The following is a 24,120-nucleotide window of genomic DNA, read 5'->3' as shown; positions in this document are numbered from 1 at the left end:
AGAAGGGTCTTTGTTGTGACTATAGAAATCCCAAAATAATAATTCCATGGAAAAAACAGGTACATGATATAATGAAATTTGGTAAATAACCCCATCTTGTAATTGTGTAATTAAAGTTCAATCTAACTTAATTTCTTCTAGAGAGTAAAAAGGAAAATGATCTGTTGGAGAAAGGATGTGTAAAAATGGATAATATCATTGAATTACAAAATGTAACAAAAGTATTCAAAAGCAAAAGGATCCTAGAGGGGGTAAACATCAGTATTCCTTCGAACCAGGTTACAGCCATTGTTGGAAAGAACGGATCAGGGAAGAGTACATTATTGAAAATGATTGGTGGATTAATGAAACCTGATAGTGGCCAAATCCTTTTTCCGATCGGAGAGACACTACGAATTGGTTACGTACCTGAGCTAACCCCTGCAGTTATTCCCTTTACCCCTGTCGAGTATCTGACACATATGGGAATGATACGGAGATTACCGAAGAAGAAGCTGGAGCAACGAATTAACACCTTACTAGAAATGTTTCAAATGGAAGATGACAGGGACATAAGAATCATTCACTTTTCAAAAGGGATGAAACAAAAAATAATTATCATGCAGGCGATGTTGACGGAAACAGACCTGTTAATCATGGATGAACCTCTATCTGGCCTTGATCCGAAGGCACAAAGAGAACTAGAGGGAGTATTGATTTCCTTAAAGCGCCGAGAGATTAATGTCATTTTAAGTTGTCACGAGACCAGATTACTAGAAAGGGTTGTAGACCAAATACTTGTCATTAGTCAAAGTAAAATCACACAGAAAAATGGACAGCATGCACTAGGTAAGTTGAAAAACAGGTTGGTAATTGAACTGTTAAATCCAGTATTATTGGATTCTTATAGAGATAGAGTAACAATTGAGAGTGAAATGAAAATAGGCTCTGGTTTAAGGTTAATAGAATTGACTGTTAGTCATGAACAAACAGATCAAATTATTAGAGAATTTCTAGAGATGGGAGCTTCAATCAAGCTCTTAACACCTTTTAATGAGTTAGAAAACGAGTTTTCCCAACAGTTTGAAAGGAAGAGGAATTCAAATTGAGGGGCTTGGTTGTATATCAGTTTGCTACATATATTCGTTCACATAGGTATATTCCACCAGTTTCAGTCTTTATTATGATGCTGGTCATCAATTACACATACGTTCCTAATCCTATTCTGGATAGCTACTCATTTACGTCTATCCTTTTATTTTTTGTAATTGGTTGGGTGACAATTTCCATCTTTCACTCGGAGGATGAAGGGCAAAAACAAATCACCATCATGCATGCCAAAAATATAAGGGAATATTACCTCGCTCTCGTGATAAATTGTACCTTAGTTGCGTTCTTCCTTAGTGTTTTGGCTGTTGCGTACCCTGTTATTTTTCAAGCTTTTACTCCAGGGTTACATCCAGTACATATTGTAAAGGGATTTTTAGCTCATTTTTGTCTCGCCTTCATATCTATTGCGTTATCCATCTTTTTCACAAGAGAACTTGTTAAAAACCATATAAACTCATGGTGGGGTGTGATTAGTATTTTAATTGGTTCCTTGGTTAGTGCAGTGATGACGGAAGCAGATGTTATAAATATAACGGTATTACACTGGATTCTACCACCTCTTCATTACTCCTTTGAAATTATGAGTGTAGAAGATCAAATTATATCCATCAATACAGAGATTTACGGATATTTCGGATGGATCTTTATCTACAGTATGATTTTGATTACCCTTTTTTTAATGATTGTCCAGAAAAAAGAGGTTCTCTAAATGAGGAATTTCTAACGTTCAAACAGTTCATTTCTTCTACAATCAAGCGCTTATCTTGAATACGGAAGTTGAAATGATAAAATAGTATTCTGATTATTATGAAGTTTTTCAGGGGGGAAAGTGATGAAGAGTTTAATGTTAGCAATATTGGGTGCAATAGTAACTTGTTTGGTAATGAGTTTATTCACACAAGACTTAGAGATTAATTATTTGGTTCCACTTATCATAGGTATTGTAATTGGTTATGGGATAGGAAAAAGAGAAAATGCATCTACAAATTGAACTTTTATTCTATTAAATAGTGATCTTCACCAATATAAGCGCTTTAGTTTAATAAATGAAAACTACTTAGAGGTGATCAAGGTGTTTGGTAATAAACCAAAATGCAGTTATTGTAAAAAAGAAATAAAAGAAGATGATATTGTACTTGTAAAAATGCGTTACCCGAAAAGGAAAGGTTTTACTGAGATTAAAGCATATTTAAATAACGAGGGTAAATTTATTTGTGAAGAATGTTTCGATGATAAATTTAAATAATCTGACAAAAGGAACTTACTAAAAGGTAAGAAACTTCTTCAGCAATATAAGCGCTATTCATGAATAAGGATAACGCTTCTGTTATGTTAAGCATTAAATTTTGAAGTTAATTAGATTTATTTGAAGAACTTTTATTCGTGTATGGGTGGTGAATGTATGGAATACATACCAATTGATCTAAAGGAACATAGAGATTATGTAATCCAATTTAGAAAAGATTCTTTTATTGTTAGCTTTGGATCTGATAATGATTTTGGAAATGAAGAAGATTATCTGGACTGGTTAAAACAACAGTCGAAGAGGTACCCAGAGGGTTTTGTATTAGCTGTAGAAAATCATCAGCCTATTGGTCAACTTGAACTAACGTTGAAAGAATATGATGGAAAGCAAATTGGTTATGTTAACTTATATTATCTAATTCCTGAAAAACGAGGTATGGGGTATGGTACTTTACTTCACAACTATGCACTTAAATTCTTTAATAATAATGGAGTGAATGAATATCATCTAAGGGTTTCACCAAGTAACTATAACGCAATTTCTTTTTATCTAAAGAACGGTATGAAGAAAATAAAATCTGAAATGAACGGAAAAGTCTTGAGGCTTTCAGGAACTCTTACTTGATAACAATTTCTTGATATTACTACGTCCAATCTTCAACAATAGAAGCGCTATTCTTGAATAAGGATAGCGCTGATTTTAATTCTAAGGGCAAGTCAAATATATAAAATCTTCAAACCTAGAGTTGGATGTAGAATGTGAAGGATTCAACTTAAATTATCGGGGGTTGAATTATATGTTGTAACAATTTTGGATAATTATGTTAAAATTTAAAGGTATTAAGGAGACATAAATAGGTGTTTCTTATGGGGGATATTTATGACACATAACAAATGGAAGTTTGGTTGCTTTTCTATTTTATTCGGATATTTGTACGGGCTACTGTATCTTGGTTACATCCTTTTTATTATTCTTGCACAGTCTTCGTATAGTATTATTAGTATCCCTGCTATTCTCCTACCATTTATTTTATTTCTATTAACTATACTAATTATATGGAAACGAGTCGATATAAAAAATGATAGAAAAGCAAAGGAGAACTTCAACTTTATAATTATTATGGGTACTATACCTTTTTTCATCTGTGTGGTTATGTTAGGGATCAATGAATATAAAACGAACTTCACAACAGAAAAATGGGTTAAAAATATGTCAGAAAGAGTGTACATGGTTGATGATTTAATAAGTACGTATGATTTAAAAGGAAAGACTAAAAGCGAAGTTATGACATTACTAGGTCCACCAACTGACACAGAATATTTTAAAAGTGAAAAAAATATTGTTTATTATCTTGGAAATGAAAGAGGGATTATTTCTATTGATAGTGAATGGTTAGTAATTGATTTTGACAACAGTGAAAAAGTACAGGATTATGATGTGCGTACAGATTAGTAGGTTATTTTCTTCCACTACTGGCTGCAAGTTTGAATGGCTATCTTCCGCAATCGTAGCGCTGTTGTTGAAAAATAAAAAGTATCCTTAGATATGGAGAAGAAGTAATATGGTGGCAATAATAAATATAGAAAAACAACATATAAATGTGTGTAAACAATAATTAGGAGGCAATATGGATCTTTTATTAAAATTCATTGTTTATATTATTTTTATAGTTGGCTCACTATATTTTTATTTTGGTAGAAATAATCCAGCCGAAAAAACTAAAAGAAAAAACATAGGTATAATTATGTTTATCAGTTTCTTATTATTAAGTTATTATTACTGGTTTGAAATATAATAAGGAATACTTATTTTAGATTTTTCATGAATCTTCAACAATCAAAGCGCGATTGTTCAACAGAGGCAGTCCCTATTGTGCTAACGTAAGCGAGTAATGAAATAAAAAGAGATAAAGAGATAAAAAATTATCAAATGACAAATGTATAAAAATGAAGACCTCCGATATAGAGGTCTTTCCAAAAAGGCATTTTGGCTTATATTGAATAGTTCATCCAACTTCCAAGAGAACCACCCATCTTTTCATAAAATCTTTGGGCACGGTAATTATCAGTTGCAGTTACCCACCCCATATGTGCATACTCATTTTCTTTTGTATATTTTTCGCATTGTTTAAACAGTTCTTGGGCTACCCCTGTCCCTCTTGCAATCTCAACTACAAATAGATCATTCATTACAGTTATTTTATCAGCTTTCGTTGTACTAAAACTAAAATATAATGTTGCAAAGCCGAGAAGTTTACCATCTAGTTCAGCTACGAATTGAATCCCTCTATTCTCTTCAAGTAACGTGTCAATTAAATTATGTATGTTTTTAATAGGTGGTTTAGGTCTTTTATAAAAATCAACGATATACTGATACATTAAATCGGTCAATTGGTTCATGTCATCTTCTTCTACACATCTGATTATTAAGGACATTATTAATTTCCTCTCCCTTTATTATTTAATACTTATTGAATAAATTTACATTAAAATGTAAAATTATTCAATAATACGATTAGTTTTAATTTTTAGTTACCGAACTAACAGGTGCGATGTTGCGGAAAGGCATCGGAGTATCCGTTTTAATTAAGGGGTGATAGATATGAATTTAGTCATATTGGAAACTTTATTCTCTGTTGTGAAATTACCATCAACAGAAGAGATACCATCTTGGGCAGGCAAAGGCGAATTCTTTTCAATTACACGTACAAACGAAGAACTCTCTATTGTATGTCCTACCTCTAATGTTCCTTGTAGTAATCTAAAGGACGTGGAACATGATTGGAAATGTATCAAAGTAGAGGGTGTATTAGATTTTAGTTTAACAGGAATATTATCTTCATTAGCTAATCCATTGGCGAAAAACAATATAAGCATTTTTGCTATTTCTACTTTTAATACAGATTACTTGTTGATTAAAGTGCATTCCGTAGAAAAAACAAAATCAGTATTAGAGAATGCTGGTCATACATTTATCTAGTATTAAAAAGATACTATACTCAACTAACGGTGGCTCTAGTTTAATAATGATCTTCCGCAATAGAAGCGCCCTTCTTGAATAGGATGTGCGCCTATTTCTATTTTAACTGTTTAATAACTATATTGGAGGAACAATGATTGACTCATACTGGTATAAAAATTTTAGATTTTGATGAGCAATGGATAAAGGAGTTTAAATCCATAAAACAGGTAATTAGTAAGTCATTAGGCAATTTAATTATTGATATTGAACATGTTGGAAGTACTTCGATCAAAGGGTTAGGGGCAAAGCCAATCCTAGATATAGATATTGTAATTGAAAATTATGATGTCTTCACAAATGTAATTCGTGCACTTGAAAAGCTAGGGTATTTTCACCAAGAAGAATGGAGTTTTGAAGGCAGAGAAGCATTTGGTAGAAAAGATATATATTCTCCTTGGGATGAATACGGTACAAGATGGATGGAGCATCATCTTTATGTTTGTAACAAAGATAGTAAAGAACTTAAAAAGCATATAGCATTTAGAGATTACCTTCGTAATAACCACGAAGCAGTTACTGAGTATGAAAAGATTAAAAGGAATTTAGCAGAGACTGTGCATGACCGAACTTCCTATACTTTAGGTAAGACAGAATTTATAAATAACATATTAGATAAAACTATGAATTAACAATCAAATATACGTTATTCAACAATCAAGCGCTTTTCTGGAATAAGGAAAGGCGCTTATTTTCAGTTTAGGACCATATTATCGACAAACAAGAATGCAAACCATGTTAAAATGATTTTTAATAAAAGTAAGTAGTATTATTATAGTTTTTTTGGGGGATAGTGATGAGCTTATATTTCTATAACTATTCAAAAGTGCTTAAAAAAACTTTATGTTAGTCATTATGGCATTATTTTTATTAGCATTAACATTCTTTATATGGGCTGGTGTTCCATTTTTTATAATTGGGAGTGCAGTAGCAGAATTAACCTCTAATTTGATGATTATCCATCTCTGTATTTCACTTTCAGGAGGGTTTTTGTTTTCTCTGTTTTTTGTACCAATCAATTTAGAAGTTGCAATAAATATAGCTAAGATAAAGCAATGTAGTGTATTAGATTCTTTTATAAGGATAGAAGTTATTTGGTTATTAATATGTTCTCTAATATTTGAAATAATTTTAAACATTGTTATTAAATTATAGGTTTAATAGTTGAATAACGATCTTCAGCAAACAAGCGCTTATCTTGAATAAAGGTAAATGTTTTTTCGTGTTAAGAGTCAAATAGTGAATCAAGGGATATTGAAACTTTTTCTATATTTTCTCGTATCTTTATGTAAATAAATTAAAGATTGATTTTTAATTAGAAAAGAGGTTTTAAATCAATGAATAGCAATATTATTTTGGGGATAGTATTATTAGCGCTGAGTTTGTTTCTTAAACCGTTATTGGCGATTGTGGGGCTGGATGAAAGGTTGTTCGGATTGCACTTGCAGGGTGAAACTGTGTTTTCATTGAGTCCATTCTTAGTTCGGATTATTCTGGCAGTAATTGGGATTATCATACTTATAATCGGCGGTATGCAAGTTGCAAAGCAGAAGAATAAATAGTTGAAAGGATGAGGATAACTCTACAAGTATTCTAGAAAGCGAGAATATTATATGATATAATTTACCTATACTTTTTTTACTTTTTGTATTTTCCTAGGCAGGGAAATAATTTTGATTTTTTAACACGCTTTTCTTAAAGCGAACAACTACTTAAATGGCTGCAGTATGCAGTTTTGTTGTTTTCTTTAAGAGATGCGTGTTTTTTTGTGCTCTCAAAAACAAAACACTTTTTTAAGGAGGAAGAAATTCTATGAATCAATTAGTAGATTTTTTAACCTGGAGTGAAGCTAAACAGGCTGCTTCAGAAGGGAAAGAGGTTTATTTGCATCATGAAGGGAGATTAGTTCCGCTAAGAGTAGCAACCACTTCAGATGAATTACAGTGGAATCGTTTTTTAGAAAGTAATCTTACCTTATCTGACATTGTTCAAGGAAAATATTACTTAAATAAAGAAATTGGAATGATTGAATCATGAGCTATGCAGCTGTTAATAAGTTATCAGCAGAGGCACGTGATAACGCATTTTATGAGTTTAACTCAGAAGAAGAAGCAAAACACTTTGAATTACCATTTTCAGGTCTTAAATCAAACGATAAAGTGGTCATCAATGGTTGTAAAAAAATATGGACTGTTTGCTCAATTCATAGCAATAACCGCTTTTATTTGTGCAAAAAATTTCATGTTCAAGGTACTGTCACCATAAAAGATGCTAATGGGTTCTATGCATCCATTAGACGCGAGGATATAGAGCGGATCATCAAAGATGACAAAGATGAAGAGTTGTTCCGAAATAATGGGCAACTCTCTTTATTTTAATTTAAAAAGAGGGAATATTATATGAAATTTACTACAAAGGAATTGTCTTTTCGATCCTGCTAAAGCAGGTTTTAAGCAGTCGTCAATTGCTTTCTCTGAGTGACACCAGGGACAGTGTGAGTACGGAAATACTTGTACTGATATAAAAGAATGAGGTTAGGAGTTAACCTGTCATGATGAACAGGTTGAGGGAGCTTGTCACTCCCAACACACGACCTCTTTCTTTCCTTTTCGTCCGTTTGCGATAACGAGCGAAAAGGGAAAAGACAATGACACAATCAGAAGTAGTACGTATTTTAAAAGAGCAAATTGAAAAGGAGAAGAACTCTAGTCAATCTGTTTCACATCCATTTCTTACTTACAAGAGAAACAAGGTGAGTGTGGTTTCACTATTTTGCGGAGCCGGCGGTTTAGACCTTGGCCTTGAGTGGGCTGGAATGGAGACAGGAGCTAATTCTCAAATTGATTTTTACAATAGATCATCTTATTTAAAACATAAAGACGATAACATATTTCATACAGTTTATGCCTTGGATAATGCGAAAGAAGCAATTGCTACTTATCAAAGGCATTTTACAGATACCGTTAGCCAAGTGATTGATATTCGGAAGTTATATCATTTTCCATATGCGGATTTATACACATTCGGATTTCCATGCCCCGGGTTTTCAAGCGCCGGACCAAGATTAGTGGATGATGAACGCAACTTTCTTTACATTCATTGTTGTAGGGCATTACTTGAGGCTCAACCAAAGATGTTTGTTGCAGAAAATGTTCCAGGCATGCTCTCACTAGCTGGTGGAGAGGCATTCAGACAAATCACAGAAGATTTTTCTGCTGCAGGATACCGCGTGTATACTCATGTGTTAGATTCACAGGACTATGGAGTGCCACAGCTCCGCTCTCGTGTTATTCTTGTTGGTGTTCGACATGATCTAGATTATGTATATCAACAACCAGTAAAGACACATGGATTAGGAAAAGCTCGATATGTGACACTCCAAGATGCAATCTGGGATCTACAACATGATCCGGGTATGTATTACGAAGGAAGCTATTCGAGTCAATACATGAGCCGTAATCGAAAGAAGTCATGGGAAGATCAATCGTTCACCATTCAAGCATCTGCTCGTCAAGCACCAATGCATCCAGCTGGTGACTCTATGATAAAAGTACATAGAGAAAAATGGACTTTTGCTCATGGAGAAGAATATGAACGTCGCCTTTCAGTTCGTGAAGCGGCACGTATTCAGACATTTCCTGATTGGTTTTCATTTTCTTATGGAAATGAAGATGTTTCCCATAATACAAAGGTAGATAAGATTTTTAAACAAGTGGGGAATGCTGTGCCAGTGAAACTAGCCAAGCATATCATTCAACCAATTGCTGAATATCTATATAGCATCAATGATCTAGAGAATGACCTTACACAAGAAGAGTTTTATGCCCAACTTGTATAACGGTAAGGTCTGAATTAAATATAATCACAATTTGAAGGAGAATATAGATGAGCGTAATCATAAATGAAATGTATTTAATCCATGATTGGCTTTATGAGAGCAAGAATGAAGCTATAAGGCATGTAGATGGAAAGGATCAAGTTACTAAAGTCTTTGTATTGTTGCATGAAGAAGATAACAATAAAGAGATCTATAGCCCTAATGCGATTATGTTGTTTAACACTCGAAAAGAAGCAGAGGAAGAAAAAAGCAAATGGAAGAATGATATACATTTTTCTTATTGGGAATTAAAAATTGATAAATATAAATCAAGAAAGATAGACGTATTCCACATTAGATGGGATACGTTTTTTCTTTTTTAATAGAAAGAGGTTATTTTAATGAGATCAAATAATATTGAATTAAGTCAAGAACAGCAAGTACAAATAGTAGAAATAATGGGACATCCATTATTTACTCCATTCCCTACTTCAGTAGAAGATTCATATAATTTCGGTAATTAACGCTAATAATCAGGTAATCGTTGAAACGCCTTGGATTCTTTGTATGACTGGAATAAGGTGTTTTTTTATTTGGTTAAGAAACGAACGGAAAGTGCGATTAACGCTACTCAAGAGAAATTCCACCTGATAACATACTTACTAATCCACCGTTTAATGCAAAAATATCACAGCATGAGCGGGAAGTACTCAATGATATTAAACGAAGAAACAAAGAGTTCTTAGAGTCGAGAGAAAGTAAGAAGCGTCTAATGTTATTTCAACAGATTGAAAAAGATGTTGAAGCTAAAATTGAGGTTGCTCAAACGGATTCCAACAGCAATAGGGTTGATAAGGACCAATTGATGTTCGTTCTTTGATAACAAAAACTTAGGAGATAAACAATGTAATCTAGCTTCAGAATTAAATAGGAATATAGTAAAGACATTGTATGTACTAGAGTAAATGGGATTTTGTCGCAACTGCTACGATATATTTTGTTGATTTATGTAACATTTAAGAATCTAATATCAGTGGCGAATCCCTTTTAAAGTAATGTAAAATAAAGTAATAACTCCATTTAAAAAGGGTGGGAGATTATGAATAAAGAATTTGTGATTGAACAAATTAAAGAGTCTAAAGGATTCTTAAAAGAAAAGTATGGTATTGAAGAAATAGGGATTTTTGGTTCATATGCTCGAAATGAACAAATAGAATCAAGTGATATAGATATATTGATTGAATTAGGAAAACCTATTGGTCTTGAATTCATGGATATTAAATATTATTTAGAAGAAAAATTAGGATTGACTGTTGATTTGGTCACTAAAAATGCTCTTAAGCCTCAGCTTCGGGATAGAATACTCGATGAGGTTATCTACCAATGAAAAGAGACTATATGCTGTTTATCGAAGATATACTTGAATCTATTAATAAAATTGAAAAGTACACAAAAGGTTTATCATTTGAGGGGTTTGAACAGTCCAATCTGATTATCGACGCGGTAATTAGGAATTTGGAGGTTATTGGAGAAGCGGCAAACAAGATACCGGAAAGTATAAGAAAAGATCATTCTGAAATTCCGTGGAGAAAAATGATCGATTTTCGAAATATATTAATTCATGAGTATTTTGGAGTTGATTTATCTATTGTCTGGATAGTTGCTACACAAAATATTATTGAATTAAAGCCACACTTTGAAAATTTAAGAAATAATTAGATTCGTGGATAGGGAATAAAAAAAGAAAGGCCAAATTTTGGTCTTTCTTTTGTTTATATTATCTACTCACAAAAGATTTACTTCATTTGCTTAATAGACACCCGTATATCAAACTCCTTGCCTTAGTTTTTATTATTATATAAAAAAACAACAGACTTACCAAAACAGCCTACTGAAAAAAGAATAGATAAAGTACTCCTAACCTTTTCTAATTCTGGTATAATAATCTCATATTTTAATTATTTGTTGTATTTCCACGCATGCGCGAGGAAAATTTAGAATTTACTTTAAATGCACTCTATGAAGTGACCAAAGTCTGCCTATCGGTAGATATTCCTTAATTGGTCCTTTCATAGTGTGCATTTTTTTATGTCTAAAAACTAGGAATTATTAATTTTATTTAGGAGAGTGTTTTTAATGGTTACAACAAACAATTCATTTAAAAAGGTAGTATTAGCAGGTATTATCGCTTTAATTTTTCCGATGTTAATAATTTTTAGTTTTTCATCAGATGTACCAAATGAAAAATTTGTAGCAAAAGCCGTAAGTTTTGACGGATATTTATTAAATGTAGAAACAACTAATGGAGATACTGTTTCAACTGTTCTTCATAACATTTATATTACTGATACTCAAAAATCTTGGAATGCATTTAACAATATTTTGCTTAATGCGTTAGTAGAAGTAGAAGTATATGGTGTAGATGAAGAGGGACGATATCTTGTTGAGCTTAACGTAGATGGATATGATTTTGACAAGTTCGTTTTAGAGGAAGGGTATGCAGTAATTAATCCCTAATGGTCATAAGACTAAATTTTCAAAAGGACAGGTTATCAATTTTTTGTTGTGATCTGTCCTATTTTAAAAAAATAATGAATGCACTTTATCAAGTGACTGAACTGCTGAAATGGTAGAAAAACTAATTGGTCACTTGTAGGGTGCATTTTTTTGTGCCTGAAAACCCAAGAAATTAGGAGTAATGACAATTCACGAAAGGAGGTGAGTGAGAGTATGAATTTTGGAAACATGGAATTATTCGATATCTTATGGAGATTGTGTTGGGCATTTCTGGTTGGTGGTACGGCACGTTTTTTGCGTTACTGGAACCAAACCGATAAAGTCGAACGAAAAAAAGTAGTTAAAGAGTTTATTAGTGGTGGTTTTACTGGTATATTAGCAATTTCTATTTTTAATAGTGATGGAAATCCTTTTGAGATTTTTGCAATTTCCGCAACCACTGGCGTGTCGGGCGTGGCTTGGCTACTTTCAAAGAGTGACCTGACTGCTGAAAGAGAAAAGGAATTATTAAACAAAAATAAAGCCGACTATGAAGAGACTCAGAGATTTAATGATTCAAATAGTAATAGATTAAAAGAGATGGAAAATGATATTAATAAACACCTTGAACAGTTAAGGAAAGAACAGGAACGTTTACAAGGTAAACATGACAATAAGTAATGAAAATGCCATTTTGTGGTATAATGGTAAAAAAGGAAGGAAGAGGGGTCTAACATGAGAAAAATGTTTGACTTGCTTAACACGGTAGAAAAACAAAGAATTAAGGAAATTCAAAAAGCCATTCTTAATGCTAAATCGGATAAGGAAAGAATTTCTCTTAAATTAGAATTCTATGAGATTTATCAAGGTGCTGTAAAACGTGCCCAAGTTTCACAAATCATTGACGAAAGCACGAATGAACAATCAGCAGCTTTGTCTGCTTATTAAAAACCAGTATGCAAATGTATTTTGCATACTGGTTTTTTTCTGTATACACGGTTGGATAAAGTTATTTATAATGCTGTAAATAGATTCGTTTCCATCCACTCTGCAAATTCATATGCCGCTGTTTGATCCCCGATTTTTTTTCCAAACCTTTTTAAACTCTTCTTAATGAATTTCGACATATTAGAATCAATTTTCAACTCTAGCAGATGCTTAGGTAAATCTGTTGAAGGTTCAATCCCCATGGATAGCCACTCTTTGTATGGTTTCTTTTCACCAAAATAAAAAGTATTTATATCACAGACAGATGATAATAACAGTCTTTTGCTATCATCTGTTAAAAAATATAGAACATGAGGATAGCGATTAATTAATTTTTCGGACCACTTTCTGATTTCATCAATTTCAAATACTTCCCGAGGATCATCATTGTACCCATCGAATAACATTGACACTGAAGCACGATAGAGTACGCCCTTGCTCTCCAACATTCTCATAAAGTCGTCTGCGTACTCTAAGGTACCCTCTATTATTGTTTCTTTTGTTACGTTGTAAATGATATGAGTCCTTTCGTCATCCATGTTCATAGGCATCCTTAATCTATTTTGTTCAATTAAAACTATTGGTTCTGTAGGATTATGTGTAGTAGTACTTTTATCCATTCGTAACACTTCCTTAATGTCATCTTATAATAAAATTTTACCATCACAATTAAATTATGAAAAAAATGGACGGGTTACATCATTTATAAGAATCTAGGTATATTTCATACTCCAAATATGATAATATATGAAGTATAAATATTTACTTTTATCTAGTTTCACCTATGAAGGAGAAACAACTGATTATTTAAAATGCGCTTTTCTGAAAGTGATCAACAATAAATTCTGCTTTTATGCAGTTTGTTGATAGTTTTCGGAAGGGCGTTTTTTGCTTTTCAAAACTATAAATCTTTTTAAGGAGGAATTCCATTGTTTATTAAAACTGAGTATGACAATGGCATTGCAACATATGTTGCAACTACAAATGAAAATGAAAGGCTGGCAAGCATTAGTATTCGGGATGGGAAATATCCGAACTACAGTGTTATTCCGGTTATTACAGAGTTAAAAGGAGCCCAAATTGGACTCCTTTTTTTGTTGGATTGGATGATATCAAAAGTTAAATCTCCAGTGAAATCAGACGTAAGAAACATTCTTTTGCTTGAATATGGGTTTACTCCGTACCGCTCAAGTCTTGTTTGGGACCTTAGTTTAACAGATGAATCTAAGGTTGTGATGACGGCGTGACAACCGTTCATTTACCAAAAGAGGAAGAACAGAAGAATGTCATGGATGTTAAAGAACAGAAATGGAGTTATTCAAGACTTTCTATGTTTGGGGATTGTGAACGAATGTATTTTTACAAATACATTTTAGGACTTCCTTATCCTTCTAACCCACCTATGCAAGTAGGTAAAGTCTTTCACACCGCTATTGAATTAATGATTAGAGAGGGCTATGCACCATCTGACGCTTTATATTATTCAATCGGAGTAAATGGAGGACTACCCGAAGGTGAGAAGGCCTATTACGTCCAGAGCATGTTGAAGAGAGCGTATGATCGACTACCGCAGCTTGAATATGTTGAGATATCCTCTGAAATGCATTTAGAGGTAAAAACAACAAAAGGAATTGTTCATGGATATGTAGATGTGATTATCGATGATCCTGCGAGTGATGTTATCGAGATTTGGGATTTTAAAACTAGCTGGTACTCATACCCTGCTAACACACATATTCAACTTGCTTTATACGGTTGGTTGTATAAACAAATTAGAGGATATGTAGGTAGTGTTTTCAAAGGCCGTCTAGTTTTCCCAAGACTCGATTCACAAGAAGATAGTGAAATTGTATTCACTGAAGAGAAGCTAAACGAAGCTAAGAATTGGCTCGTTAGACAAATCTTGAAAATTGAGTCAAAGGATCCTTCTAATATGGAGGATTGGGCTATGTGTAAGAATCGCAAAAAATGTGATTACTGTCCTTTTGCAGCTCGTTGTGCAAGTGGATTGTTAGCTAATCTACCAGGAACAGGTGAGCCTAAATCAAAAGAGGAAGCTTCTTCAATCGGTGAGTACATCTTAGCTCAAGAGACTGCTATTAAGAAGATGAAAAGCGGGATGAAAAAGTATGTAGAAGAAAATGGTTCTGTTCCGGTTGGTACAGGAGCATGGCTTATTGATCCTGGTAAACAAAATCCTAAATGTGAAGATGTTGAGTCTCTTATTGATTATGCTCAAAGAAACAAACTTGACGTGAAAGAAGCTGTAAATGCAAATGCCAAAACACTTGAAAAGTGGCTTGCTGAAGATACAACAGGTGAGTTAAAGCAGCTAATTTCTTACGGTAATGGACGAAAGTCGTTTAAATACGTCACTTAAGGAGAGGATTTCAAATGCTAAAACACTTGTATGACTTAGAAAAGAGAACACTAAAACTTAATTTAGGTGAGGAAGTAGTCAAGGATATCGAATTTGATCTGATTGTAGATTCAGTAACTATCATTGTTCCAGCTACAGGTGATCGAATGGTAATGAATAAATATTTTTGCCATATGAATGCTCTTGATCTACCTTATCGCAATGAAGACAACGGATCTAAATTTATTACCTTAGAGGAAATTACTAGATACGTATTATCTAACCTTAATCTTTCGAATTTTGAAGTTAGATTTGAGAGTGCTAGATTTGGTGCCGTTTTTAATTACGGTAATTACGAAGAGGGTAAATGGACTTTGCATGCAATTACTAATGGTTATTCATGATGTCCTATTATTACAAAAACTTATTATTAGTGAGTAAAAGACCTAAATAGCGATAAAATAAGGAGTGATTTATATGTACTTAGTTTGTTGGAATCACGATTGCGGACAAACTTACATTGTTAAAAACTTTAAACCTACCGATAGAAATATAAATTGTGAAAAATGTGGAGGAACACTGATATCAAACAGTGGGAAGGTTCAATTAAGTGGAGTGTCAAACGTTTTTAAAACACTTGACCCACAGAAATTAAAAGAATCTAAAAGAAAGTTTGAAATGGAATTAAATTAATGCTCAGTTAACTTATAACGTGAATCTGGAAAGTACAAATTAATGGTTTTGTCTGTCTTTGTAGCAATAATGCGAGGAGAGATAACGTTAATATTGGAAATATATTGGCTATTAAACTAGTCGAGTTAAAAAAGGGTATGATGCTATTATTTCGCATTGTACCTTTTTTAATTTTTAATCTATGAGAAAGAATTATGTTGTTTTTTAATTGAATTGATATTTTTGCAATATCACTTTAGCCTCCATGAGGATGGTAGAGCTTAATTACTATTTAACCAAAATGGGAAATGTTGATTAAAATTAACGAGGAGTGTTCTAAATGAATCAAGAAAAGTTTTTTTCATTAGTGCCTAAAGAAATGGTAATAGAGGAAGATATAAATAAAAAAATCGAAGAGCAAAGAGAGATTATTGAAAATGGCAAATCATTCGTATCTAATTTGTCAATTAACCTTATTGTACGCAAAAATTTGGCTGACCTCGACATTGATGAAAGGCTAAATTTATTTGATAATTTAAGATCTAGTTTAATCATCAATGAACATGGTATGTTTTTCTATGATCTCGATATAGAAAGTTTTGGTTTTATATTAGAAGAAAAGTTCAACTTAGATAATATGTATGAACTTGATAATCTATATATTGAGAATCTTTTGAACGGCAGGGATATCACGAAGGAAGAAGTCTTTCTTTATGAAGGCAGAACGATGATTTTTAAAGACATTCTCGAACAATTTGTATTCTCAAGTGGAATGCCTTCTGGTGAGGATCTTTTATTGTTGTTATCAGTAAAAAAAGCGTTGCTAGGAACTTTCCTAGCAGAGAAAAATGTTGAATCTTTACTAAATGGTCAAAAGGAAATTTATGATATATCAATTTTGATATAAAAATAAGAAAGAGTTTACGAGTTTGAAAATTGAATTCTTATAAGTAAGCAGAGATTTCCATTACGCATTATGAATTGTTTTAATTAGCAAACGCTGCGAAGAGATATGCTAATTTTTCAGAATAATTGAATGAGACACTTGTTATTATTCAGTTCTATTATTAAATAAACGTCATTAGATACGAAATAAGGAGAGAATTTTTGTGGAGAAAAGATTAGAGGAAATAAAGCTAAAGCATTATTCAGAAACCTTTGGCAGTGAGTTTGGTGTAGGCGAATTTGATGTGGATTGGCTTATCAAACAAGCTGAAATAGTCGAAGAAATAAAGCAAGAAATAAAAGGGCGTTGGAGCACAGATACAGTTTTTGTAAATCATTTATATCAAATTATTAATAAATGATTTATGTAGACTAATAGACTAATGAAATAGTCGAGATAAGAGGTATGATGCAGCTTTTCTGCATTATACCTTTTTTATTTTTAAGGAGTGTGAGTAACATTGAAAACTTATAAAGGGAGAGCTATAGTACCAGGGCAAAAAGTGGAAGTCTATCGAAACCTAAATGTTAGTGGCCATTACTCTGTGCGAGATGCGAAAAGTAAATTGGTATTAGGGCATGCTGAATCAGTTTTACTAAAAAATTGTCGTTATGTAGTAAGTAAAAAAGGACGAGAAAATGTAAATAAAACCAAACGTCGTACTGTACATGCTCATGTTGTGGGTGAATTAATATCAATTAATATAGAGCAGCCAGAAACCATTCAAAAGATTGTTTATTATAATCCATATAAAACCGAATCCTTTGTATTATTATCTGATATTGAGAGTGTAGTAGAGTGTAGTAATTTTTGCTATGCAAAGGGAAAGTACGTTTATATTTAATACGGAAATGTAAAGGTACTTTCCAAGTACCTGCCGACTTTGAAACTAAGAAAGAAAAGAGGGTGCAAAAATGAAATATTGGATGCCTTGTATCTTAGTTTGTATACTTGCAGCTTTACCAGTCCTAATCTATTTTATAGGAGATAACTAACGGAATAGCAAACATACAAAAAACCCATGTAGTTTCCGCTACATGGGATTTTGTTTAAAAAAGTTTGGAAAAGATTACAAGTCGAATCCGATCTGCTTTCAAAACCAAAAACTTTTTTAAGGAGTAAATAAAAATTAACATGATTCATTGTTCTTGTCAAACCTTAGAAGGTAATAATAGTAAACTCTTTATTTAAGAGGGAATATTCGTTTTTGTATAGAACGGACTCGAACTTTTATCTAGTTTACAATTAGAAAAAATCATATGAAAATGAGTTCATAAAGAATTCTATAAAAATTACAATCATCGGAATGAATTAATTTTGATGGTGGTGATAAGCAGTAGTAATATTAGAGAGGTGTAAATTTTGACTGAGTATACACGTATAAAACAAGAAATCAATGAAACTTTACAACACTTTTCCAGAATACTTCAAATCCATTCCCCAAAATTACATTTTTCGTCAAATAAAAATTTTGGTGGACAGTACTATAAAAATAAGGTAACTATTAACCAGCCAATCATCGAAAATTGGGATAATGAACGTAAAGTGTGCGAATTCCTCCTTGCACATGAGCTTGTGCACGCAAAATATGATGAATCTGCAATTTCCGAAGGGTTAAAGAGCGTTTTATTTCCAAGTGTGTCCGTTAAATTGGCTTTTAGTGAACTAAGAGCAAATACCATGGCTTACGAGATTACAGGAAGCAATGAATTAGATTTAAAACATTATTTCAGTAATTTTTATCCATACCCTATAATCCCATATTTCGCATCTTCTGGGGGTATTTGAAAGGAAATCAATATATAGAGTTTATTCTGCTACACCCAAAATGGACGACTCAAACAATTGAAGATGTACCTAGTTTTTTAAAACGTTATTCTCTATGGTACAGGCTCGTTCCTAAAGGGACCTATTTAAGGATCCAACGAAAATTCTCTATTATATAAGTGATTTTTACAATCTGAGGGTTGTTTGTTCAATTGAACACAAGGAATTAATTTATTTCAAAAAATAGTATAGATTTTTAAATCTTGAAGTTACTAAAAAAAAGCCCCGCTAGTACATTTGTATACATAGTGGGGTTTCCTATATTTAAAGACGAGGTTAAATTTAAAATTACCACCTTCTTTATTTCCTTGCAAAAAACCAACGTCAATTAGACTGTTTCCTCTTTGCCTTAAATTCTACAATATTACCATTGCCTTTATTTTTGGGCTTTTGAGGTTTTGTAGCTTCATGGGCTGCCCAACCTTTTACTTTTTCTTGATAGTGAGCCTCCATATCATCTACCCATTTTGGCAACCCTTCATACGGATATGGATAAGGAGCTAAAGCAAGGCTGTCAAAGATTGTAATCTTTTCTGGAACAAACCCACTTCTATATAAAAGAGTATAGCGTTGTCTCTTTTCCCGTTCAGCTTCCCAAGCTGATAGAAGCGTTTCTCCTTTATGCTGGTCAGGAAAAAGCTCTCTCCATAGGATACGAGGCTCTGGTTCCCCGAATGTGTTTCCAAGTACTTGATCTAAGTTTCTGTATGACATTTCATAATAAGCATGAATCTTCAGTGCAACATAAAGACTAAAGTACAGGACCGCTGGAATAGTGAACCGTTCCCATCCGTTTATCCAGGAGGATAAATCCATTAATGAAACCTTAGCAAACCATATAAAAACTATTAAAAATACCATGATGGTCTTGCTAATATCTTTTAATCCGACAATTTTCCATTGAGGTTCACGTTCTTGTGGATTTTGGTTATGATACTCAGCATTTATAAACACTCGATCACGGAAGTAGTTAACCACCATTTGATAAAAGCGATTTTCGATCTCTTTGCCCATTTGCATTGATACGCTTTGAGGAGGATTGATTAAATAAAAGAACAAAACAGGCGGTGCATAAGGTGTATCAGACCACCTTGCAATCTCAAATTTAAAACGATTTCGTCTTATTAGCTCCATTGTTTCATATTTAACTTCTACAATGCTTTTCGTAATGACATAACTCACACCAGCAATTAACAGCCAATCCCACCATTCATAAATGAATTCATAAGTTGAATGTAGAAATTCATTATATAAGTCAAAAACAGGTATTTTAGATAGTTTCTGTACAATCCATGAAACTGGGTAAAGAACTGCAATCCAAAGTAATAAACGTTTTACTTTACTCATTCTCTCACTCTCCTATTAGGTAATTAAAAAATGCATTCATCTGAATGGTTTTTGTAAAAATACAAAAAAATCCATTCAAATGAATGCATTAATAGACAAAAAATAATTTCCTCCCGCATGGGTGGAATACAAAAAAAGAAAATTTATACCAATATCATACCATGATTAGGAAATAAGATATACCAAAACTTATATGAGAATGGTATAATTCTACTATACTACTTTACTATTTAACTCAACCCTACGCAGTGGATGAGAAAACGATTTAATTTTAAAAAGCTCAATTTGAGTTACCGATTTAAGTATGCACTTTTATTGGTGATTGAGATTGGGCTTCTTTGCGTCCAGAAACTTTTTAAGGAGGGTTTTTGATGAAACCAAACTCAGGTTACACAAGGAAGGGATTTAGTAAGTCTGGTTTTGGATGTTGTGCTCTTTGGCAATTTTGCCAACAAGGAAAAACTACTTGTTATTATGACAAAACAGATCCAGAAGCAAAGGAATATTGTCAATCTTATTTGAGGCATCATAGGCAGCCAGCCATTATTGCTCAAGTAGAAGATAAGGTAAGTCCGATTGAGGTAGTGGAAGAAACTCTTAATCTATATTCTGAGGAACCTGTGAAGGAACAGAAAGAAGAAAAACGTAGTGAACCATTACAATTACAACTTTTTTGAGGAGAGAAATTACATGCAAATGTCATTATTTGATTCAGTACTTAATGATACTGAAAAAGAAACGGTTGAATCTGCAGCATTAATTGTTGATGGTAACAATCTATTAAATCGAGCCTATTATGCAACAGCCTTAGACCCTAATAACCTTATGAAGTCTCCAGATGGTCAATATACAAATGGAGTCAATATGTTTTTAAAGATGTTATTCAGGTATAAAACAGAGCTAGATATTTCTCATTTAGCTGTGGTTTTTGATAAGGGTAGAGGATTTAGAAAAGACATATTCCCTGAATACAAGGGAACAAGAGGAGGCCAACCAGATGAATTGAAGGTGCAATTTCCTCTTTTAGAAAAGGTCTTAAATCAAATAGGAGTTCCAATCTATTTTGATGAAGTCTACGAAGCAGATGATTTAATAGCATCAATGGCTATGAAACTACAGACAGATATGAAGGTATATACGTTATCAAATGACAAAGATCTTTTACAGATTGTTTCAGATAACATAATTCAGGTCTGTCGAAAAGGTAAGGACGATATTTTCTATGATGAAAATCGCTTTAAAGAAGATTTTAATGGATTGTTTCCAAAGCAAATCATTGATTTTAAGGCTTTATGTGGTGATACATCTGACAATATCCCAGGGATACCGGGAATTGGTGATAAGGGAGCTATGAAAATGCTGCTTAAATTAAGTACTGCAGAGTCAGTAATTGAGCAGGTTCCTAGTTTATCAGAATTTAGTCGATACAAGAAAAAGGTAGAGGAAGGTAAAGAACTTGGATTACTTTCTAAAAAACTAGCAACTCTTGTTACGGATATACCTGTAATCAATTATGCAAACGATATAGAGGTTAGAGTGAGTCTCGAGGAAATTCTTAATTGTTGTAAAGAATTAGGTCTTACACGATTAATGAATGAAATCAATCAAGGAAAATATATACTTTAGCAAAACGTGTATATATTTGTCAATAATTAAAGTATTTCTTTTATCGTATGCTGTTTAGTATAATGATAGAAGATAAATATGTATTGTTTGAGCAGTGAGGGGATTTTATGACTAAACTTAGTGACTACTGGTTAGTAGTAGTAGATAAAGTAACAGGGGAATTTCTAAATACCCAAGTTACAGATGTTTCAGGGAAATCAGTTGATGATGTTATGGATAGATTTCAAGAAAAGAACACTCGTTATACCGCGGTAGATTGTGGTGAAGGTGTAGAAAATCGCCCAATAACTATTCGGGAATTACCCTACATTAGTTAATAATAAAGTATAAATACTCGTCTAGAGTGATGAAGAACATTTTTTCATCCATCTAGCACGAGTGTTTTTTTTATGGAGGAAAAACCAATGAACTTTAAAAGAGTTTGGAAAGAACTAGAAGGTTATGGAGAGCCGAGTATGATGAGTGAAAAGTTATTTGAAATATATCAGATGGTCGTTTTTTCATCAGCTGAAAACTTTGGGGATATCCGAGAGTTTGTGGAAAATACCGATGAAAATGCTTTAGAGCAAGCCTTTTATGAAATAGCCTTTACGCCTTCAATGGAAGAGGGAGAAGATGCTTATGAAGGTGAGCCTAAAGATCGTTATCATTTATATTCTAATGACTTCAGAGAAATTTGTATAATGAGCGATTTCCAAGGACGAATTTGGAATAAATCTAAACCTAAAAAGAAACGTTTTTTTTAAGGAGTGAAATATATGTCTTTTTTATCTGATATGGATAAATCAACATTTACAACTGCCATTGACCGAATAATTATGGCAAAGATTTTATGGAATAGAAGAAGGGTTTATCCTAGCGATAAAACACCTTTCTATACAAATGAACCGTTCATGGAAGATTGCTTATGGTTTCTACTCCATATGATCGAATTAGGAACTGGCTGGGAAGTCATTGATGTGGATACCGAAGATCCGAGGGGATTTATATATGGATATATGAAAATACCTGAACTAAGGGAATTATTTCAATATCAATCTAATTTTAAGAAAGAGCATTCAGATAAATTTGACTATCTCATAGGTAGGTATTTGAATGATTATTTTGATGATGATTATGGAATGTTTGACGCCTCTATGACGGTTTGTACGGATGGCATGATTAGAATAAAATCAGAAATGATTTATGGTCGTTTAAGAGGCTTACTAACAGAAATGTTGGATCTTCATGACCAGTTAAAGCAATTACTAAAAGCAGTGAGAAAATATAATGCTAAGGAAGGTGTAGCGTAATGTCAATGGTTGTAACTATTAAAGATGATAAACATGTTGAAATTCAAAAATTTGAAGGTGAATTGCCAGTAGGTAAGCGTAAAGTTTTTATTGATGACTTTATTAGGTCTATGCTGGGATTTATGGAAAATCAAGAGCTTCTCTCCTATTTATTCGAAAAGGATTATATAGAAGTGATTAAAGATTACATGGAAGAAGAAGGAGATATTAAAGTCTTCACTCAAATTATGGAGGTAGTCATAAAAAGAGTTGAGCGAGAGTCAGAATCACTTGAATCAAATAATCTCTATGTTGAATTGTTAACTCAACTTATCAATAAAGTTGATATTCAAAAGATAGATAATTCTTGGTTGAAACAGATTCTAAAATCAGCTTTTAACAATATTAATCAGATGGATTCGGATGTTATCGAGTATCAAGACTTACTAAAAATACTTCTAAATAAAGCAAATGTTAATCCTGAGTTATCTACTCCAGTATTATCAAAAATACTAGACGTAGCTGCTAAAAAGGTACAAATATCTGAGAATAAAGAAGAGTTAAAGGCGTTATTTTTGTCAATCGCAGACAAATCAGAAGTAGATTGGGTAGAAAAGGTTTTAGCTAAAAATACTCCTAATCGACTTGTTTACAAGGGTTTTATGCCAAAGAATGTGCTTTATTATCATAAAACCTTCTCTGATGAAATGATTGTAATTGATATACCTAAACGTCAATTTGATGTGAAGTTTCACGATGTGAAGTATGAAAAGGTTGGTCATCCTAGGATGCTCTTTGCTTTTAGAGTGGCTGATAATAAAATTCGATCACTTAAAATTGCGTGTGTAAAAGATAAAATCATTAATGAGGAAACAAAATTATATCTGTATCCTTATTCTAATGTTTTTGCTGATCATGGTGTTTGTTGGACTTATAGTCAATATGATATAGACAGCTTAGAAAAGTTGCAGCATATACCGTATATCTTCTTAAACACTCCAAATAACAGTCATGTAAATGGCAGAACTAGAGAGTTATTTGAAGCTAATTGTGAAAAAGAGTTCAACAATGAGGATCTTCAGACTTCGGGCTATACGTTTGCTCAGTTAGTTGGATTAAATCAATAATAATAGGTAAGGATTGATATTGATGTTTACAATAAACTGTAATAGTTGTGGTAGATAATCTAAAGTGAAATTGGTGCGTAAAGAAACTTTTTTTCATGTATATACAGAAATTGAATTAAAAGGCAGTGTAGAGGTTTCTGCAGGAGATGACTACATTAGTACTGTATACTGTCTAGGTTGTAATAGTGAATTGGAAGCTACAGTAGATCTAAAATAAGTTGATTGAGATTGATAGACTTGTAATAAAGACATTGTGGCTTATATTAATCATTAATGGAGAAGGAATAGAGTT

Annotated in this window: 37 protein-coding genes; 34 read left to right on the top strand and 3 right to left on the bottom strand. The window is 32.7% G+C overall.

Annotation, left to right across the window (positions count from 1 at the left end; genetic code table 11):
- The first annotated feature begins 185 nt into the window (after positions 1–185).
- The 6 genes from AC0L8O_RS25650 to AC0L8O_RS25625 all read left to right on the top strand — a co-directional run bounded on the left by AC0L8O_RS25650 (position 186) and on the right by AC0L8O_RS25625 (position 3,787).
- A complete protein-coding gene (locus tag AC0L8O_RS25650; protein WP_473449273.1) occupies positions 186–1,088 on the top strand; it encodes an ABC transporter ATP-binding protein in 903 nt (300 codons plus the stop codon).
- Positions 1,085–1,798: an ABC transporter permease gene (locus AC0L8O_RS25645; RefSeq protein ID WP_473449270.1), complete on the top strand. Its 714-nt coding sequence runs from the start codon at positions 1,085–1,087 to the stop codon at positions 1,796–1,798. The genes AC0L8O_RS25650 and AC0L8O_RS25645 overlap by 4 nt, the downstream gene beginning before the upstream one ends.
- A 123-nt stretch (positions 1,799–1,921) precedes the next feature.
- Positions 1,922–2,080, top strand: coding sequence for a hypothetical protein (locus AC0L8O_RS25640; protein WP_473449267.1), 159 nt, complete (start codon positions 1,922–1,924; stop codon positions 2,078–2,080).
- 81 nt (positions 2,081–2,161) lie between these two features.
- Complete coding sequence (locus AC0L8O_RS25635) at positions 2,162–2,335, top strand: Fe3+ hydroxamate ABC transporter substrate-binding protein (RefSeq protein ID WP_473449264.1); 174 nt, start codon at positions 2,162–2,164, stop codon at positions 2,333–2,335.
- A 156-nt stretch (positions 2,336–2,491) separates the two neighbouring features.
- Positions 2,492–2,959, top strand: coding sequence for a GNAT family N-acetyltransferase (locus tag AC0L8O_RS25630; RefSeq protein ID WP_473449262.1), 468 nt, complete (start codon positions 2,492–2,494; stop codon positions 2,957–2,959).
- 255 nt (positions 2,960–3,214) lie between these two features.
- Positions 3,215–3,787, top strand: coding sequence for a hypothetical protein (locus AC0L8O_RS25625; RefSeq protein ID WP_473449259.1), 573 nt, complete (start codon positions 3,215–3,217; stop codon positions 3,785–3,787).
- A gap of 539 nt (positions 3,788–4,326) precedes the next feature.
- On the opposite strand, the gene AC0L8O_RS25620 is transcribed toward AC0L8O_RS25625, so the two are convergent.
- The gene (locus AC0L8O_RS25620) at positions 4,327–4,770 is read right to left on the bottom strand and encodes a GNAT family N-acetyltransferase (protein WP_473449257.1); all 444 of its coding nucleotides are present in this window, start codon (positions 4,768–4,770) and stop codon (positions 4,327–4,329) included.
- A gap of 166 nt (positions 4,771–4,936) precedes the next feature.
- Between AC0L8O_RS25620 and AC0L8O_RS25615 the strand changes: the two genes are divergently transcribed.
- From AC0L8O_RS25615 to AC0L8O_RS25555, 13 genes are all read left to right on the top strand, one after another.
- Positions 4,937–5,314: an ACT domain-containing protein gene (locus AC0L8O_RS25615; RefSeq protein WP_473449255.1), complete on the top strand. Its 378-nt coding sequence runs from the start codon at positions 4,937–4,939 to the stop codon at positions 5,312–5,314.
- Between the two features lie 137 nt (positions 5,315–5,451).
- Positions 5,452–5,985: a GrpB family protein gene (locus AC0L8O_RS25610; protein WP_473449253.1), complete on the top strand. Its 534-nt coding sequence runs from the start codon at positions 5,452–5,454 to the stop codon at positions 5,983–5,985.
- Between the two features lie 705 nt (positions 5,986–6,690).
- Complete coding sequence (locus AC0L8O_RS25605) at positions 6,691–6,915, top strand: hypothetical protein (RefSeq protein WP_473449250.1); 225 nt, start codon at positions 6,691–6,693, stop codon at positions 6,913–6,915.
- A 250-nt stretch (positions 6,916–7,165) separates the two neighbouring features.
- Positions 7,166–7,390, top strand: a complete 225-nt coding sequence (locus AC0L8O_RS25600; protein ID WP_473449248.1) for a hypothetical protein — start codon at positions 7,166–7,168, stop codon at positions 7,388–7,390.
- Entirely contained in the window at positions 7,387–7,731 is a 345-nt protein-coding gene (locus tag AC0L8O_RS25595) for a hypothetical protein (protein ID WP_473449246.1), read from the top strand. Before AC0L8O_RS25600 ends, AC0L8O_RS25595 begins: the two co-directional genes overlap by 4 nt.
- Before the next feature lie 269 nt (positions 7,732–8,000).
- Positions 8,001–9,191 (top strand): DNA cytosine methyltransferase, encoded by a 1,191-nt coding sequence (locus AC0L8O_RS25590; protein ID WP_473449245.1) that lies wholly within the window; start codon positions 8,001–8,003, stop codon positions 9,189–9,191.
- Between the two features lie 47 nt (positions 9,192–9,238).
- Positions 9,239–9,553, top strand: a complete 315-nt coding sequence (locus AC0L8O_RS25585) for a hypothetical protein (RefSeq protein ID WP_473449243.1) — start codon at positions 9,239–9,241, stop codon at positions 9,551–9,553.
- Positions 9,554–9,571: 18 nt separating this feature from the next.
- A complete protein-coding gene (locus AC0L8O_RS25580; protein WP_473449240.1) occupies positions 9,572–9,694 on the top strand; it encodes a hypothetical protein in 123 nt (40 codons plus the stop codon).
- A gap of 575 nt (positions 9,695–10,269) precedes the next feature.
- A complete protein-coding gene (locus AC0L8O_RS25575; RefSeq protein ID WP_473449237.1) occupies positions 10,270–10,557 on the top strand; it encodes a nucleotidyltransferase family protein in 288 nt (95 codons plus the stop codon).
- Positions 10,554–10,889, top strand: coding sequence for a HepT-like ribonuclease domain-containing protein (locus tag AC0L8O_RS25570; protein ID WP_473449235.1), 336 nt, complete (start codon positions 10,554–10,556; stop codon positions 10,887–10,889). Before AC0L8O_RS25575 ends, AC0L8O_RS25570 begins: the two co-directional genes overlap by 4 nt.
- 417 nt (positions 10,890–11,306) lie before the next feature.
- Positions 11,307–11,687: a hypothetical protein gene (locus tag AC0L8O_RS25565; protein ID WP_473449233.1), complete on the top strand. Its 381-nt coding sequence runs from the start codon at positions 11,307–11,309 to the stop codon at positions 11,685–11,687.
- Between the two features lie 213 nt (positions 11,688–11,900).
- The gene (locus tag AC0L8O_RS25560) at positions 11,901–12,347 is read left to right on the top strand and encodes a phage holin family protein (protein WP_473449231.1); all 447 of its coding nucleotides are present in this window, start codon (positions 11,901–11,903) and stop codon (positions 12,345–12,347) included.
- Positions 12,348–12,401: 54 nt separating this feature from the next.
- The gene (locus AC0L8O_RS25555) at positions 12,402–12,614 is read left to right on the top strand and encodes a hypothetical protein (RefSeq protein WP_473449229.1); all 213 of its coding nucleotides are present in this window, start codon (positions 12,402–12,404) and stop codon (positions 12,612–12,614) included.
- A gap of 65 nt (positions 12,615–12,679) precedes the next feature.
- Here AC0L8O_RS25555 and AC0L8O_RS25550 read toward each other — a convergent pair whose 3' ends face one another.
- On the bottom strand, positions 12,680–13,273 hold the full coding sequence (locus AC0L8O_RS25550) for a hypothetical protein (protein WP_473449227.1): 594 nt from the start codon (positions 13,271–13,273) through the stop codon (positions 12,680–12,682).
- A gap of 309 nt (positions 13,274–13,582) precedes the next feature.
- On the opposite strand from AC0L8O_RS25550, the gene AC0L8O_RS25545 reads away from it, so the two are divergent.
- From AC0L8O_RS25545 to AC0L8O_RS25510, 8 genes are all read left to right on the top strand, one after another.
- Complete coding sequence (locus AC0L8O_RS25545) at positions 13,583–13,900, top strand: hypothetical protein (protein ID WP_473449224.1); 318 nt, start codon at positions 13,583–13,585, stop codon at positions 13,898–13,900.
- Positions 13,897–15,033 carry a PD-(D/E)XK nuclease family protein gene (locus AC0L8O_RS25540; protein ID WP_473449222.1) on the top strand — a complete coding sequence of 379 codons (1,137 nt, stop codon included), beginning with the start codon at positions 13,897–13,899 and terminating at the stop codon, positions 15,031–15,033. The genes AC0L8O_RS25545 and AC0L8O_RS25540 overlap by 4 nt, the downstream gene beginning before the upstream one ends.
- Positions 15,034–15,047: 14 nt before the next feature.
- The gene (locus AC0L8O_RS25535; RefSeq protein WP_473449221.1) at positions 15,048–15,416 is read left to right on the top strand and encodes a hypothetical protein; all 369 of its coding nucleotides are present in this window, start codon (positions 15,048–15,050) and stop codon (positions 15,414–15,416) included.
- Between the two features lie 73 nt (positions 15,417–15,489).
- Entirely contained in the window at positions 15,490–15,705 is a 216-nt protein-coding gene (locus tag AC0L8O_RS25530; protein ID WP_473449219.1) for a hypothetical protein, read from the top strand.
- A 319-nt stretch (positions 15,706–16,024) separates the two neighbouring features.
- Positions 16,025–16,591, top strand: coding sequence for a hypothetical protein (locus tag AC0L8O_RS25525; protein WP_473449216.1), 567 nt, complete (start codon positions 16,025–16,027; stop codon positions 16,589–16,591).
- A 202-nt stretch (positions 16,592–16,793) separates the two neighbouring features.
- Entirely contained in the window at positions 16,794–16,991 is a 198-nt protein-coding gene (locus AC0L8O_RS25520; RefSeq protein WP_473449214.1) for a hypothetical protein, read from the top strand.
- Between the two features lie 99 nt (positions 16,992–17,090).
- On the top strand, positions 17,091–17,474 hold the full coding sequence (locus AC0L8O_RS25515) for a hypothetical protein (RefSeq protein WP_473449212.1): 384 nt from the start codon (positions 17,091–17,093) through the stop codon (positions 17,472–17,474).
- Positions 17,475–17,992: 518 nt separating this feature from the next.
- On the top strand, positions 17,993–18,418 hold the full coding sequence (locus AC0L8O_RS25510) for a hypothetical protein (protein ID WP_473449210.1): 426 nt from the start codon (positions 17,993–17,995) through the stop codon (positions 18,416–18,418).
- A gap of 363 nt (positions 18,419–18,781) precedes the next feature.
- On the opposite strand, the gene AC0L8O_RS25505 is transcribed toward AC0L8O_RS25510, so the two are convergent.
- Complete coding sequence (locus AC0L8O_RS25505) at positions 18,782–19,804, bottom strand: hypothetical protein (RefSeq protein WP_473449207.1); 1,023 nt, start codon at positions 19,802–19,804, stop codon at positions 18,782–18,784.
- 371 nt (positions 19,805–20,175) lie between these two features.
- Here AC0L8O_RS25505 and AC0L8O_RS25500 point away from each other — a divergent pair, with 371 nt between their 5' ends.
- The 7 genes from AC0L8O_RS25500 (at position 20,176) to AC0L8O_RS25470 (ending at position 24,045) form a co-directional block, all read left to right on the top strand.
- Positions 20,176–20,481 carry a hypothetical protein gene (locus AC0L8O_RS25500; RefSeq protein WP_473449204.1) on the top strand — a complete coding sequence of 102 codons (306 nt, stop codon included), beginning with the start codon at positions 20,176–20,178 and terminating at the stop codon, positions 20,479–20,481.
- Between the two features lie 13 nt (positions 20,482–20,494).
- A complete protein-coding gene (locus AC0L8O_RS25495; RefSeq protein WP_473449201.1) occupies positions 20,495–21,430 on the top strand; it encodes a 5'-3' exonuclease in 936 nt (311 codons plus the stop codon).
- Positions 21,431–21,537: 107 nt separating this feature from the next.
- The gene (locus AC0L8O_RS25490; protein WP_473449199.1) at positions 21,538–21,747 is read left to right on the top strand and encodes a hypothetical protein; all 210 of its coding nucleotides are present in this window, start codon (positions 21,538–21,540) and stop codon (positions 21,745–21,747) included.
- Positions 21,748–21,834: 87 nt separating this feature from the next.
- Positions 21,835–22,176 (top strand): hypothetical protein, encoded by a 342-nt coding sequence (locus AC0L8O_RS25485; protein WP_473449196.1) that lies wholly within the window; start codon positions 21,835–21,837, stop codon positions 22,174–22,176.
- 12 nt (positions 22,177–22,188) lie between these two features.
- Positions 22,189–22,722: a hypothetical protein gene (locus AC0L8O_RS25480; protein ID WP_473449193.1), complete on the top strand. Its 534-nt coding sequence runs from the start codon at positions 22,189–22,191 to the stop codon at positions 22,720–22,722.
- On the top strand, positions 22,722–23,828 hold the full coding sequence (locus AC0L8O_RS25475; RefSeq protein ID WP_473449191.1) for a hypothetical protein: 1,107 nt from the start codon (positions 22,722–22,724) through the stop codon (positions 23,826–23,828). The genes AC0L8O_RS25480 and AC0L8O_RS25475 overlap by 1 nt, the downstream gene beginning before the upstream one ends.
- Before the next feature lie 73 nt (positions 23,829–23,901).
- Positions 23,902–24,045, top strand: a complete 144-nt coding sequence (locus tag AC0L8O_RS25470; protein ID WP_473449189.1) for a hypothetical protein — start codon at positions 23,902–23,904, stop codon at positions 24,043–24,045.
- Positions 24,046–24,120 lie beyond the last annotated feature (75 nt).

It is taken from the genome of Metabacillus sp. KJ11-3, from assembly GCF_055808295.1.
This window is presented reverse-complemented; position numbering and strand designations above follow the sequence as displayed.